The 13,633-nt window shown below is 68.9% G+C and carries 11 protein-coding genes; 6 read left to right on the top strand and 5 right to left on the bottom strand.

What is annotated here, in order from left to right; translation table 11 throughout:
• Nucleotides 1–3 precede the first annotated feature (3 nt).
• Genes O3W51_RS20835 through O3W51_RS20815 form a run of 5 tightly spaced genes read left to right on the top strand, consistent with a single transcriptional unit; the run spans nt 4 to nt 5,286 of the window.
• The gene (locus tag O3W51_RS20835) at nt 4–1,050 is read left to right on the top strand and encodes a quinone oxidoreductase family protein (protein ID WP_138353650.1); all 1,047 of its coding nucleotides are present in this window, start codon (nt 4–6) and stop codon (nt 1,048–1,050) included.
• Nucleotides 1,047–2,651 (top strand): bifunctional 3-(3-hydroxy-phenyl)propionate/3-hydroxycinnamic acid hydroxylase MhpA, encoded by a 1,605-nt coding sequence (mhpA, locus tag O3W51_RS20830; protein WP_417792480.1) that lies wholly within the window; start codon nt 1,047–1,049, stop codon nt 2,649–2,651. The genes O3W51_RS20835 and mhpA overlap by 4 nt, the downstream gene beginning before the upstream one ends.
• Entirely contained in the window at nt 2,648–3,787 is a 1,140-nt protein-coding gene (locus O3W51_RS20825) for a DUF3500 domain-containing protein (RefSeq protein ID WP_138353648.1), read from the top strand. Before mhpA ends, O3W51_RS20825 begins: the two co-directional genes overlap by 4 nt.
• Before the next feature lie 60 nt (nt 3,788–3,847).
• Entirely contained in the window at nt 3,848–4,705 is an 858-nt protein-coding gene (locus O3W51_RS20820) for a fumarylacetoacetate hydrolase family protein (RefSeq protein ID WP_138353647.1), read from the top strand.
• 56 nt (nt 4,706–4,761) lie between these two features.
• On the top strand, nt 4,762–5,286 hold the full coding sequence (locus tag O3W51_RS20815; RefSeq protein ID WP_138353646.1) for a nuclear transport factor 2 family protein: 525 nt from the start codon (nt 4,762–4,764) through the stop codon (nt 5,284–5,286).
• Between the two features lie 63 nt (nt 5,287–5,349).
• Here the strand turns inward: O3W51_RS20815 and O3W51_RS20810 are convergent, their stop codons facing one another.
• The gene (locus tag O3W51_RS20810; RefSeq protein WP_203218445.1) at nt 5,350–7,071 is read right to left on the bottom strand and encodes a CocE/NonD family hydrolase; all 1,722 of its coding nucleotides are present in this window, start codon (nt 7,069–7,071) and stop codon (nt 5,350–5,352) included.
• A 241-nt stretch (nt 7,072–7,312) separates the two neighbouring features.
• Here O3W51_RS20810 and O3W51_RS20805 point away from each other — a divergent pair, with 241 nt between their 5' ends.
• Nucleotides 7,313–8,014 carry a FadR/GntR family transcriptional regulator gene (locus tag O3W51_RS20805; protein WP_138353644.1) on the top strand — a complete coding sequence of 234 codons (702 nt, stop codon included), beginning with the start codon at nt 7,313–7,315 and terminating at the stop codon, nt 8,012–8,014.
• 547 nt (nt 8,015–8,561) lie between these two features.
• Here O3W51_RS20805 and O3W51_RS20800 read toward each other — a convergent pair.
• The 4 genes from O3W51_RS20800 to O3W51_RS20785 form a co-directional block, all read right to left on the bottom strand.
• Entirely contained in the window at nt 8,562–9,791 is a 1,230-nt protein-coding gene (locus O3W51_RS20800; protein WP_269287136.1) for an acyl-CoA dehydrogenase family protein, read from the bottom strand.
• Between the two features lie 105 nt (nt 9,792–9,896).
• Nucleotides 9,897–10,448 carry a nuclear transport factor 2 family protein gene (locus O3W51_RS20795; protein WP_138353642.1) on the bottom strand — a complete coding sequence of 184 codons (552 nt, stop codon included), beginning with the start codon at nt 10,446–10,448 and terminating at the stop codon, nt 9,897–9,899.
• Between the two features lie 110 nt (nt 10,449–10,558).
• Nucleotides 10,559–12,829 (bottom strand): CocE/NonD family hydrolase, encoded by a 2,271-nt coding sequence (locus O3W51_RS20790; RefSeq protein WP_138353641.1) that lies wholly within the window; start codon nt 12,827–12,829, stop codon nt 10,559–10,561.
• Nucleotides 12,830–13,043: 214 nt separating this feature from the next.
• On the bottom strand, nt 13,044–13,538 hold the full coding sequence (locus O3W51_RS20785; RefSeq protein WP_244809527.1) for a flavin reductase family protein: 495 nt from the start codon (nt 13,536–13,538) through the stop codon (nt 13,044–13,046).
• Nucleotides 13,539–13,633: the final 95 nt, after the last annotated feature.

Below are 13,633 nucleotides of genomic sequence, written 5' to 3'. Positions count from 1 at the left end.
CCCATGACGACCCCACCCGCGTCCGAAGGTGTGGCAGCCGCCGTCATCGACTCCCCCGGCGCCGCACCGCGGCTGGGGTCGGTCGTGCTGCCGGCGTGGACGTCCGGCAGCACCCTGGTGGCCGTGGTCGCGGCGCCGTTGAACCCGCTCGACCTGGTCATCGCCTCGGGAACGTTCCACTCCGTCCGCCACGAAGCCGCCTACGTCCCCGGCAGCGAGTGTGTGGGCGTGGTGCTCCGGTCCGACCGCCATCCGCCCGGCAGCTGGGTCTACGCCGAGTGCCACGCCTCACCGGCCGCGCCCGGCGCCTTCGCCACGCAGGTCCTCGTCCCCGACGACGACGTGCTGCCGCTGCCGCACGCTCTCGACCCGGTGACGGCCGCGGCCGTCGGCAACTCCGGTATGGCCGCGTTCATGCCGCTGGTCGAGCAGGCCGGCCTGCGCCCCGGAGAGACGGTGCTGGTCCTGGGCGCCACCGGCGCCGTCGGACAGATCGCCATCCAGGTGGCGCGCCGGATCGGCGCGGGCCGGGTGGTCGGCGTCGCCCGCGACCGGGCCGCGCTGGAGAGCCTGCTGCTGCTCGGTGCGGACGCCGTGGTCGCGCTGCGGGCGGACGAGAGCGCCGAGGAGCTCGCCGTCCGGCTACTGGCGGCCGCGGGACCGGTGGACGTCGTCCTCGACGGCCTGTACGGCGTGCCGCTGGAGGCGGCGCTGCGGGCGTGCGCACCACGGGCGCGGGTGGTCAACATCGGCAACCCGGCAGGTGTGACCGCGCAGATTCCCGCCGGGCTGCTGCGCGGCAAGCAGCTGAGCCTGTCCGGGTTCGCCGGCCTGCACACCCCGCTCAAGGACAAGCAGCCCGCGCTGACGTGGCTGTGGGACGCGCTCTCCCGCGAGGAACTCCGAATCGAGGTCCGCGGCTTCGCGCTCGGGGAGCTGCCGTCGGTCTGGCGCGCCCAGGCCGCGTCCCCGCACGCCAAGTACGTCCTGCTGCCCGACCCGGCCCGCCTTCCCCACCCGTCACCACACGACCGGAGCACGCGACCGTGACCTACCCTCCTCCGGTGTCCGCCCTCCGGCCGGACGTCGACTGCGTCATCGTCGGCGGCGGCCCCGTCGGCCTGCTGACCGCCGTCCTCCTCGGCCGGGCCGGCCTGCGGGTGGCCGTCGTGGAGCGCCAGCCGCAGCGCTATCCTTCGCCGCGTGCGTGCACCATCGACCACGAGGCGCTGCGCATCCTCCAGTCCGTCGGACTCATGGACAGCCATGCCGACCTGTTCGAACCCTCCCGGGGCGAACGCGGCGGGTACGAGTTCCGCAACGGCGAGGGCGAACTCCTGCAGGCCATCGACTGGAACAGGACCGCCGAGTCGGGATGGGCGAACACCAACGGCTTCTACCAGCCCGACCTGGAAGCGGTCCTGGAGGACCTGGCGCTCGTGACACCGGGCGTCACGGTCCACCGCGGCTGGACGTTCCAGGCCCTGACGCAGGACGGTGAGGAGACGACCGTCCAGCTGGCTCCCGCCGGGCGCCCGGAGGAGGCCCTGCCGGTCCGCTCACGGTGGCTGGTCGGCGCCGACGGGGCAAACAGCTCCGTCCGCTCCCATCTGGGCATCGGCGTCGGCGACTCGGGTTTCCAGGCCGACTGGCTGGTGGTGGACTACCGGCCGCTGGTGGAGGAGCAGTGGAGTGCCTTCGTCACCCAGTACTGCGACCCAGCGCAACCGGCCACCGCGGTCAACAGTGGTCCGGGACGGCGGCGCTTCGAGTTCATGCGCCCCGCGGACATGACCGTCGAGGAGCTGGGCCGTGACAGCACCGCCTGGCGGCTCATGGCGCCCTGGGGGGTGACACCGCGGACCGCCGAGCTGGAACGGCACGCGGTCTACACCTTCCGGGGCCGCTGGGCGCACACGTGGCGCGTGGGCAACGCCTTCCTCGCCGGTGACGCCGCCCACCTCATGCCCCCGTTCCTGGGGCAGGGCCTGTGCGCGGGCCTGCGGGACGCGCGGGCGCTCGCCTGGCGGCTGGCCATGGTGCACGGCGGACTGGCGGCGCCGTCGATCGTGGACACCTACGGACCCGAGCGCACCGGACACGTCCGGGAGATCATCGACGAGGCGGTGGCTGCGGGCCGGGTGATCTGCGAACTCGATCCCGATCGCGCGGCCGCCCGTGACGCGGAGATGCGGAAGCGGTCGCGTGACGCCGAGGCCGCCACCCGGCAGCCGCCGCACCCCCGCCTGGGTGAGCCGTCCCTGACGCTCACCGGGCGCGGGCACACCGCGGGACGGCTGGCGCCCCAGGGGCGGGTCCGCGTCGGCGCCAGGACCGGCCTGTTCGACGACATCGTCGGCGGCGGCTGGCAGCTGGTCAGCCGCGCCGGCGACCCCTTGGCCCTCCTGCCCGACGAGGACCTGTCCTGGTTCCGCGGCATCGGTGGCACGGCCGCCGACGTGTCGGGTGTGGGCGCCGTCCAGGACGTCGACAGTGCCTACGCCCGCTGGTTCACCGAGCACGACTGCCAGGTCTTCCTGTCCCGGCCCGACTTCTACGTGTTCGCGGCCGGACAGCACGCCGACATCCCGCACTTCGTAGCGCGTCTGCGCCGGAGCATCGAGCCGGCTCCCGTGAAAGGAACGCCATGACGGCAACGCACCACCACACCCCGAACGGTGAGCTTCCCCCCGTGCACCAGCCGCGGGCGGGTGGTTCGTTCGACGCGACAGCGGTCACGTTCGCCGCGATGGGCTTCTTCGACGGCCTAGCCGCCGACCAGCGCGCACGGGTACTGCTGCCCGCCACGGACCCCGGCAGGACGCACTGGAACTTCCTGCCCGAGTCCGGTCGGCCCGGCCTCGCGCTGGGAGAGCTCGACCGCTACCAGGAGGGACTGGCGCACCGGTTGATCGCCGAGTCGATGTCGATGCCGGCCTACGCCCGGGTGGTGCAGGTGATGTCCAACGAACACCTGCTGCGTGAGTTGAACCAGCCCGTGTTCGGCCACATCGCACCCATCTTCCGTGACGCTCGCGGCTACTTCCTCACGTTCTTCGGCCAACCGCAGCCGGACACCACCTGGGGCTGGCGGCTGGTCGGCCACCACCTGTCGATCAACATCACCGTCGTCGACGGCGACCTGGTCAGCGCCACCCCGTTCCTGCTCGGCGCCGAACCCGCCCGCTTCGGCCCGTTCCGGATCCTCGGCGAGGAGGAGGATGCAGGCTTCGAGCTGCTCGACAGCCTCACCGGCTCCCAGCGGCAGACGGCGATCATCCACTCCCGGCCGCCGGCGGACTTCGTGACCCGCACGGTCGCCACGATCGGCGACGTCGAGTACCCCGCCTACCACGGGGTGGGCCGCCGCGACGCGATGATCACCGACGAGGACCGCAAGGCGCTGGCCTACTTCCGCGACCACCCCCGCGGCATTCGCGCCGGCGACCTCTCCCCCGCCCAGCGCGGGCACTTCGACACACTGCTCGCCCACTTCGTCGAACGCTCCCGCCCCGGCCTGGTCGGCTTCGAGATGGACCGCATCGCGGCCGCCGGCGGCGTCGACGATCTCCGCTTCGCCTGGGCGGGCGGCACGTCCATCGAGCAGCCGCACTACTTCCGCATCCAGGGCCCGACGACCCTGATCGAGTTCGATAACGCCGAGGACGACGCCAACCACGTGCACAGCGTCTGGCGCGACCCCTCCAACGACTTCGGCGCCGACCTGCTGATCCAGCACCACCTCGACCACGACCACACCGGCTCCCGCGCGGACGGCTCCGCCTGACCGGTGCGAACCGCTCACCCCTAGGCGCAAGCCGTCGCGGAAGACCGCGAAAGGACACACATGAAGATAGTGGGCGTCAGACGACCCCAAGGCGGTTCCGGCGTGGAGGTCGCCACCCTGGCCGAGGGACACCCTGAAGTGACCGTCATTGCCTCCCTCACGGATTTCTGGGCCGACCCGGTAACCCATCTGTCCCGGTCACCGGTCGGCCCCACCCTCGCCGTCTCGTCCGTCGAGCTGGTCCCCCCGGTGCTGCCCGACGCGCGGGTCTTTTGCATCGGGCTCAACTACCTGGACCACGCGGCGGAGGGCAGCTATCGGGACCAGCCGCTGCCCACCTGTCCCACGCTGTTCGCGCGCTGGCCGCGGTCCTTGACCGTGGACGGGGCCGAGGTCCCCGTGCCCGCCAACGAGGCGGGCCTGGACTGGGAGGGCGAGGTCGTCGCCTGGGTCGGCGCCCCCCTCGTCGACGCTTCCCCCGAGGAGGCTCTGGCGTCGGTCGTCGGCTACTCGGCGTTCAACGACCTGACGGCGCGCCGGGCGCAGAAGCTGACCTCGCAGTGGATTCTGGGCAAGAACGCGGACCGGTCAGGGCCGATCGGCCCGATGGTGCCCGCCACGGAGGTGGGTGACCTCAAGCAGGGCCTGCGGCTGCGGACCCGCGTCAACGGCGAGACCGTGCAGGACGGCCGTACCGACCAGATGGTCTACACCGTCGGGGACACGCTGTCCCTGATCTCCCACACCCTGACCCTGCGCCCCGGTGACCTGCTCGCCACCGGCACACCGGCAGGCGTCGGCTACAGCCGCACACCCCCGTGGCTGCTGCAGCCGGGGGACGAGGTCGAAGTCGAGGTGGAGCGGCTCGGCGCCGTGCGCAACTTCATCGTGGGTAACGACCGGCGCACCCAGCACTGAACGCTTCCGCGAGCCGTACAACTCCCGCACACCCCAGCGAGATTGAGGACCACATCATGACTGTTGAGCACGACAAGGCCGAGATCATCGAGATCATGAATCTCTACGCCCTCGCGCTGGACGCACACGCCTGGGACCTGTTCGACCGCGTCTTCGCCGAGGATGTGACCGCGGAGTTCGGCCCGGCCGGCGCGGCCTGGCACGGCCTCCCCGAGTTCAAGCGCTCCTTCGCGGAGTTCCACGAGACCCTGGACGGCCACCAGCACACGATGATGGGCCACCTGGTGCACGTCGATGGCGACCGGGCGAACGCGTTCAGCTACGGCAACTGGGTGCTGTTGCGCCATGCCGCCGACGGCGGACCGGTCTGGGAGGGGACGGGCTGGTACGACGACGAACTCGTGCGCACCGGGAACGGCTGGCGCATCCAGCGACGCGTGTGCCGCTTGATGTCCTGGAGCGGCAACCCCTCGGTACCCGAGCCGAACCGCGAGCACAACCCCGACATGCAGCTCAACGTGCTGCGCGAGCACAGCCTTGCGGGGAAGATCGAGTTTTTGAAGGCCATCGGTGCGAAGTAGCGTCTGATGCTACGAGCACGACTGAGGGGCGGCCCGTCGCGGGCCGCCCCTCAGTCGTTGCCGTCAGCTGTTCAACACCGGCAGCTGCAGATAGGACGCGTGCTCCCCGCCCGTGTGGATGACGTGCTTGCCGCTGTTGCGCGGCAGGTAGTCGCGCGTTGCCGGCATGTGCGCACCCACCAGGTTCCGCCCGCTGACGACCAGGCGCAGCGCCTCACCGGGGTGGAACAGCAGCCCGATGGGGAGCAGGTCGATCTCGACATCGACGATCTCCCCCGGGGCCAGCTTCTCGACCCGGTCGAAGCTGTGGGCGGGCACGGTGTCGGTCGACAGTTTGTCGTCCCGGTGCCGCGCGGACACGCGCAGGCGGCCGTTCGAGCCCTTGTAGCGCAGGACGGTGGCGCCGTGCTCGGTGATGTCCTGCATCAGCGCGCCGTGGTTGGGCACGGTGAACTCCTGCAGCGGTGTCCCCCACCGGTCCAGCTTCTGCACCAGGACGAACAGGTCCATGTCGTCGGCGCCCTGCGCCTCGACCCACAGGTGCGCCTTGGGGTAGCCGACCAGGGTCGTCTCCTGGTCGAAGGCGACCGTGAAGGAGACTAGACCCGGGTCCGCCTCCGTGTCGTAGGGCACCGGCGTTCCCTCTGCGGCGGGCGCGGTGGCCAGCGTGCGTGTAGTGCCGTCGAGGTAGTACCTGACCGGATCGGCGTCCTGCGGGGGGAAGCAGTCCGCGACGTGATCGGAGCTGGCGCCGCCTTCGAGGTCGAGCAGGCTGTAGCGGACCCGCGGCGTCTGCTGCCAGCCGTTGTCCATGCCCTTGAGGTAGTGGTCGAAGAATCGGCGCAGGTCCTCGGTGTTGGCCTGGTCGTAGTAGTCGGGCCATTCCTGGGTGCTGTGGATGCGCAGCCACTTGTCCTGCGAGGCGATCCTGCGCCAGGCCCGGAAGGTACCCGCTGTGTGCAGGGTGTTGGTGTAGCTGGCCACGACGTAGGCGGGCACGGTGACCCGGTCGAAGCGGGCTGTCTTGTCCTCCCAGAGCCGGTTCATCAGCGGGTGGCGCTCCACCTCCGCGAGGATGTCCTCGCGTTCGTTCTTACCGGCGTAGCTGTGCTTCTGTAGCCGTTCGGCAAAGCCGATGTCGGGCATGCCGCCGCGCATGGTCAGGTCGCGGTAGATGTCGCTGAAGCCTTCCACCGGGTTGATCGCCGCGAGGTGGGGCGGCTGTTCGGCGGCGGTGAACCACTGCGCGATGGCGAGGTAGGAGGTCCCGCTCATCGCGACCTTGCCGCTGCACCAGTCCTGGACGGCCAGCCACTCGATGAGGTCGTGACAGTCCTCGCCCTCCTGACGTCCGAACATCACACTGTCGCCCTGCGACTGGGCGATGCCGCGCGGGTCGGGGTTGCAGACCGCGTAGCCCTGTGCGCACCAGTACGCCGGGTCGGGTCCCTCGAACTTCTGCAGTCCCGACAGGGCCCCGTTGTCGATGCCGAGCATCCCGAACAGGCCGACGACGCTCGGACCGGTGCCCTGGCTCTTGCCGTACGGGCTCCAGGCGACCAGGACGGGGACCTTCTCGGTGCCCGCTGGACGCAGTACGTCCACGTAGATGGTCACGCCGTCGCGCAGGACGACCGCGACATCCTTCTCGAACACGATCTCCGTCTGCAGCGGACGGTACCGCGGGTGCAACTGGTAACCGACCGGCAGGGTCTGGACACCCGGTTCGAATGCGCTCAGCAGTCCGTGCACGATGCTCGGCTCGTAGCTCGAGGATTCGAACACTGTCTCTTCGTGGATCATTTCTGCTTCCATTTCGATCTACTGCCGACGCGGACGCCGAGGTCAGCGCGTTCAAGGGCAGACGTCAACGGCATCCGCGAGGTGCGGTCCGCGTGCGCGTGAAAGCCCCTGGGGTGACGCCACGGTCCAGGGGACGAACGCGGCTTTAAAACACCCGTATGTTTCGCATGTTTGCGATGCTGCTACGGCCTTAGGCGCCTGTCAAGGGACTAGGATCCGGTGCATGCATTCGCGCCCACCCGGCCTCGCTCAGTACCTCGCCTCCGAGATCGAGGAGCTGATCGGCACCCGCTGCCTGCGTTCCGGCGACCGCATCGCCACGATGGAGGAACTGCGGACACAGACCGGGTACGGCCGCGCCACCATCGGCGAGGCGGCTCGTCTGCTCACCGAGCGGGGAAGTGTCGACGTGCGCCCGGGGCGTGGGGGTGGCCTCTTCGTCGCCCAGGTCAGCCCGGTTGTCCGCTTGCGTCAGACGCTCCTGACCGTGCCCCACGGAGCCCCGACGGTGGCGGACGCGATCGCCGTCCGCGATGCCCTCGAAGAACTGGTCATCGTGGAGGCCGCCGCGCACCGGACCGACGGCGACATCCGCGACCTCGAAGCCCACCTGGACGCGATGCGACGCGCGGGCGACGACCTCGAAGCGTTTCTTCGTGCCAACTGGGAGCTGCACGAACGCATCGCAGCGGTGTCTCCCAACCCGCTGGCCCGCGCCATGTACCTCGGCATGATGCGCTGCATCGCGGAACTGTCGGTCCGGGCCGACAGCCAGGACACCTCAACGGCCAGCGTCTACCTGACCCAACGGCTCGCTGTGCACGAGGACATCGTCGAGGCAATCCGGCTCGGCGACGCCGATCGCGCACGGGCGGCCGCCGCCGCGCACCGGAGCAGCACGGCGTCTGGCGTGGCGCCGCCCTGAACACCGCCGCCGCACGGCGCCGGCATAGGGCGAGCCGAAAGCGCCGTGCGGTAGGGCGCGTGGAGCTCCACCCGTGGGCACGCGTCATCAGGACTGGGCGGCTGGCAGGCTGCGTAGCGCTCCGACGTGCGGATCACTCCCGCGTGAGTCCTGAATAGAAGAATTGGTGCTGCGTGCAGGTCCAATCCCAAGAGGAGCGGGGCATGCCACACCGACCTTGCTGCCGAGATCCGGCGGTCGCGCAGCGCGCCGGCGTCTACTTGCCCGCGGTCAGTTCCTCCGAATGACGCCCATCAGCCGCTCACTGGCCCACCAGGGATATCAGGGCGTGTGTCATAGGTCGAAGTACGTCAGGACGACGCGGCGCTCGACCGAGCCGTGGCGCTGCTGGCGAATCTCCGCCCCGCGTTGCGCTGTCGCACCGGCAGCAACACGGCTCGACCCGGGCCCACAGCTGGTCTGAACCCACCCTCGGTTCCTGCCGCGCTAGGCTACCGAAACCAGTGACACGCCCCGCACGCCAAGTCACCCCGTTGTGTCAGCCGTTCTAGGAGCGGCGTTCCAGGACGCTGGTGAAGGACGGCGCGACCTCAACACCGCACAAGGCCCGTCCGATGTTCTCCATCCACGTGTCGATGGTGTGGGCCGCGTGCAGGCTGCCGGCGCGACAGTTCCTGGCGATCAACTGGAGTGGTTGCCGTTTCGTGATCGCGGATGCCCCCGAGGCGCGGAAGAGCGTCTCGATCGCGGAGCTGCACGCGTCCCAGATGTAGGCGACGTCGGTGTGGAATTGGAGTGTCTGGCGATCAGTGGGGTCCACTGCACGGCGTTCGCATTCGTCCAGGGCGGCAACCGCCGCGTCAGCCACCAGGCTCGCGGCGCGGATCTTGCTGTGCGCTCGGCCGACGGTGAGATGCGTGATGGGTGCGACGGCCTGGTTCGCGTACGGAGAGTACGCGATGGTCCGCCTCCCGAGTGTGCCGAGGAAGACGTCCATCGCGTGGTCGGCCATGCCCAGCGCCGTGCCGGTCCCGGTGACGAGCGAACGGGCGAGTCCTCCTCGTCGCGGTCCGCGGCCCTGTGCGGTCAGCTCGTCGATCTGCGACGCGAGCAGAGCGGGGGTGCTGAACCGCTCGTCGGGTACGAAGAGTTCGCCGTCGGTCGCTACGGTCTGACTGCCGGTGGCGGCGAGTCCCATTGCCTGCCAGTCGTCCTGTGTGACGAGCGAGTCCTTAGGCACGAGGACCATGCCGACTTTCGTGTCGTCGGCCGGGTCGTAGTAGACGGCGAGGTATCCGTGCGAGGCGTGGACGCTGCCGGTCGCAAACGGCCACTTTCCCTCGACCATCCAGCCGCCGTCGACCCGTCGCGCGGTTCCCGACATCCGCCGGCTCGTGCCTCCTACCGCGAAGGTACGGTTCCCGACCCACCGGGACTCGTACACCGGCGTAACGACGGCCTGGGGGAAGGAGAAGCTCCACAGGTTCCCCCCTGCGGCCGCCCAGACGACCCAGGAGGTCGCCCCACATCCCGCGCCAAGAGCGCGGTAGATGTCGTGCAGTTCCCGCGTGGTGAAGTCCGCGCCGCCAAAGCGTTTCGGAGTGGTCAGGGTGAACACGCCGGCAGCGTCGAGACGCTCGATGTTCTCCTGGGGGATGCGACGCTGCTGTTCCGCCACGGGCTGCTGGTCGCGAAGCCACGGCTGAATCTTGTGTATCCGGTCGGCTATCTCGTGTGCGGATGGTTGCCGTTCGTTCGCATTGGTGCGCAGGGTCATGGCCCATGACTTTCTCGTGATTCGTACTCGCGATGTCCGAAGGGTCGACATACCGCTCCTGTAGCGGCGGACGCATCCTGCGCCGGTCGCCGAAAGCGGATCAGATCAGGAAGGCCAGTTGTCGTCCGCCGACGGCACCCCGCCGAAGCCGGCGACCGGGCGAAGGGACGGATCGGAACCGTCGCGTCGGCCTGCCGAGGCGTCGGGGTGGTCGTCGAACCAGCCGTCGGCGGGGTACTTGTACATCCAGTCGACGATCAGTTGGCGGCGGGCGATCAGCCACAGCCCGTCACGGCGCTCGAACCGGTCCAGGTAACGTGCCCAGAGCTTGACGGACTCGCCTTTCCACTGATGGCTCTCGGAGCCTTGGTGATCAGCCTGGAGATACGTCTCGACGTGAGCGATGTCGGGACCGTTGAACTCGATGAGGCTGTTCCCCAGGGAATGCATGGTCCGTACGAAGCGCGGCATCTCCCCTGCCAGGAAGTCGACGAATCCGGATACGGGACCGATATGCAGGCTCGCGGGAAACTGGACCCAGGCGTCCTCGTGGAACACGCTACGCACAAGGTCCATGTCCACCCGGTCCAGGCCGCGACAGTAGCGGAGCAAGGCATCGTGGATGTGAGCACGGGCGCTCAGTTCGTCGACATTCATCGGCGTTTCCCTCCAAAGGGATCGGTGTTTGGGGCTGAAGTGGGCGAGGCGGAGCCGCGAGTGGGGAGGCCGGCCGGATACGTGCCGGGCTGCTTCGGGGCCGACGGCCTTCAGCACTCCCGCGCGGGAAGAACGGGCAGCTGTACGAAGCTGGGGTATTTCGGTCCGGTGTAGACCGTGTTCCGCGCCCCGTCGTGATAGGCCGGGTCGTAGGCGTGACGCATACCGTGGCCGACCCCGGTGTAGGGCTGGACATCGATACGAAGGCGATGCCCCTTCCTGACCAGACCGGTGTTCGGGATGATCTCTATCTCGACCGGGACGACCTCGCCGTCCCGCAGGGGGGCGTAGTCGTCCTGCAGGTGCGTGTGCTTGGGCCGGTAGCCGGTCGAGCGCTCGGGATCCAGCGTGCGGTGTGATGCCTTGAGCCAGCCTTTGGCCAGTGGGTAGAAGCGTGTGGAGATGCCGGGGATCAGTGCCGGACCGCAGTAGTCGACTTCGCGGTCGTCGGTATCCAGCACGCGCACAGCCACGTAGACGTCCATGTCCGTAGCGGTGCTGGCCATCCACAGCACCGCTTTGCTGTAGCCGGCGAGAACGGTGTCCTCCAGTAGCGGCTCGCTGATGAAGGTGGCGCCCGGAGCGCAAGGCGCACTCGCCACGGCGCCCGTGCCGGTCGCCGGCGGGATGCGGGGTGCGTTCAGGTCCACTTCGGCGGAGTACTCCACGAAGCGATCGTCCTCGGGCGGGGTGCGCGCCAGGCGCAGGACGTTGTCGCAGGGCAGGCCGACGTTGCTGCCGAGGGGCGTGGCGTCGAGATACCAGCGGACGTACTGGGTGCGGGCGACCGGCCACTCCTGCTCCTCCTGCAGGTAGGAGCAACCGCGCCCGGTTCTGATCTCCAGGCGGACCGGGGGCCTGTCCATGATCCCGTTGTCGATCCCCTTGAGCCAGTGGTCGAAGAACGCCATGTGCTCCTCCACCGCGGCACGGGAGTACGACTTCAGGAACCAGTCCTCCCAGAAGTCGATCTTCTTGTTCGGGGTAGGGGTGTTGAGGTAGGTCTCGCTGCTTCCGAGCTGGTGGAAGTTGCCAGGATGTGTCGTTGCGGCAACCGTCCACAGGGGCACGGTCACGTCGCGGAGATCAGGGCTCATCAGCACCTCGGACCGGGGCCCGAATACCGCCGACGGGTCGGAGTCCTTGAAGGGGTTGGTCCGGGCGATCTCCAGGAAGTCCTTCGCGTCGACCTCGCCGCAGATCGCCGGCACGATGCCGTGCTGGAACCAGCCGGGAAAGAACTCCTCGTTGAGGATGCCTCCGGTGTACATGACCTCCTCATAGAGGTCGGTGTCCGTGCCGATCGCGATCATGGCCTTGAGGTGCGGCGGCTTGAGGCTGGCCACCGCGTGCTGGCTCACCGCGTAGTACGACATACCCCACAGGCCGACGCTGCTGTTGGACCACGGTTGCGCCGCGGCCCACTCGATGGCGTCGTAGTAGGCCTCCGCCTCGTCGATTCCCCAGATTCCCAAGGTCCCGGGACTCCTGCCGGCGCCGGGGCTGTCGATGCGCACGAGGGCGTAGCCACGCGGAATCCACGCCGCGGTGTTGATGCTTTCGTGGTTCTCGTACTCGTATCCATCCGGGTTGCCCTGAAAGTACCTCTCTTCCATCTGCTCATGGTGTTCGGCGTCCTGCTCGCTCGCGATGGAGTGATGGACGAACGCCCGCCCGTAGACACCGCAGTTCATGATGACGGGAACCGGTTCGGGGGTGTCCGGGCGATACACGTCCGCGTACACGAAGGAGCCGTTGCGCAGCGGGATTCTGACATCGCGGAAGCGCCGGATGCCAAGGACGTGGCGCCGTACCTCGTTGCGCGCCGCTGCCGGCGAGGTGACCGTTCGGGGTGCGACGCCGCCGATGACCTTCGCCCGGTTGAGCTCGTCGAGGAGCGTTGCGACCATCGGATCGCCCGTGAATGCCTGAACGGGATCGGCGGGAGCTCCCGGGAGCGAAGCGAGTCCGTAGCGGAAGTCGATGGGGCGGTTTCCCACCAGGGCGTGAATTTCCGGCGTAAGAAGGATTCCATCGTCCGGACTGTCGTGGTGATTGAGCGTCAGCAGGAATCGTGCGATGTTGGTCAGCCCCGGGTCCGCCAGCTTGTCGAGGCTGCCGTCCACCCGCGCAACGAGGTCGGCGAGGGTGAGCCTCTTCGCCCCGCGCGCCGCACCGACCAGGACCGCACCGACCGAGAAGACGACGACCTCACCGTCCCGGAACGCAAATGTGCCGTCATCGTCCGTGAATCCCGAGCAGGTCGGGGTTTCGAACCGCAGACCGATGACGGGTCCTGCCATATTTCCGCTGCGCAGCATGGTCCTCTGCTTTCGAGTTCGGAACGATCAAAAGGTGATGGTCCGTGTGGGTCCGGTGCGCGCGACGCCACTGCCAGAGGGTGACCTCATGCCTGGCGGCGACAGGGCTCCCCGTGAGGTGCTCACTCCAGGTGCACTCCTGAGGTGCATCCCGAGGTCGGGATCCGGGGCACTGCACGGGTCCGTTTGCGGGACGGGCGACCCGACCGGGTCGTCAGACACTGGCCAGGCGTCGGAATCTGCTGCCGTGGAACACCAGCGGGGACATGTCGGGCGTCGCACTGAGGCCGTGGATCTGCATCAACACGATGTCGTGGTCGCCGCAGGAGACTTCTTCGCGGATCGTGCAGTCCAGCCACAGGGTCGCACCGTCTACGAAGACGGCTCCGTCCTCGGAGGCGAACCAGTTCGTGCCGGCGAAGCGGTCGCCGGCCCTGCCGGCCAGCCGGGTGCATATCTCGTCCTGGCCCTCGGCCAGCACGCTCAGCCCCAACCGTGGTTGCTTCCGCAGCTTCGGCCACGTGGCGGACGTGTGCTGAACGCACAGGGACACCAACGGGGGGTCCATGGATACCGATGTGAACGAACTCGCGGCCAGCCCCAGGGGCTCTCCCTCGTAGCTCGCGCACACGGCGGCGACTCCTGACGGAAAGCACCCGAAGGCCCGCCGCAACTGCGCGGTTGCCATCACCGGCTCGATACCTCTCACTTCGTCCTCCTTGTCTGGCCGCCGCCCGGCATCAGCCCCGCTCAAAGCAGGCGTGTCGAAGTGCCATGCGACGGGATGCGCATGGCGCGGACGGG

Origin of the sequence: Streptomyces sp. H39-C1, from assembly GCF_027158125.1 — a bacterium.
GTDB lineage: Bacteria > Actinomycetota > Actinomycetes > Streptomycetales > Streptomycetaceae > Actinacidiphila > Actinacidiphila fildesensis.
Note: the sequence above shows the minus strand (reverse complement) of the source record. Positions and strands in the feature narration are given on the sequence as shown.

Bases quoted from the DNA above. Each gene is read 5' to 3' on its own strand.
- O3W51_RS20835 (WP_138353650.1), top strand. From the start codon at position 4: ATGACGACCCCACCCGCGTCCGAAGGTGTGGCAGCCGCCGTCATCGAC.
- O3W51_RS20825 (WP_138353648.1), top strand. From the start codon at position 2,648: ATGACGGCAACGCACCACCACACCCCGAACGGTGAGCTTCCCCCCGTG.
- O3W51_RS20820 (WP_138353647.1), top strand. From the start codon at position 3,848: ATGAAGATAGTGGGCGTCAGACGACCCCAAGGCGGTTCCGGCGTGGAG.
- O3W51_RS20815 (WP_138353646.1), top strand. From the start codon at position 4,762: ATGACTGTTGAGCACGACAAGGCCGAGATCATCGAGATCATGAATCTC.
- O3W51_RS20805 (WP_138353644.1), top strand. From the start codon at position 7,313: ATGCATTCGCGCCCACCCGGCCTCGCTCAGTACCTCGCCTCCGAGATC.
- O3W51_RS20800 (WP_269287136.1), bottom strand. From the start codon at position 9,791: ATGACCCTGCGCACCAATGCGAACGAACGGCAACCATCCGCACACGAG.
- O3W51_RS20795 (WP_138353642.1), bottom strand. From the start codon at position 10,448: ATGAATGTCGACGAACTGAGCGCCCGTGCTCACATCCACGATGCCTTG.
- O3W51_RS20790 (WP_138353641.1), bottom strand. From the start codon at position 12,829: ATGCTGCGCAGCGGAAATATGGCAGGACCCGTCATCGGTCTGCGGTTC.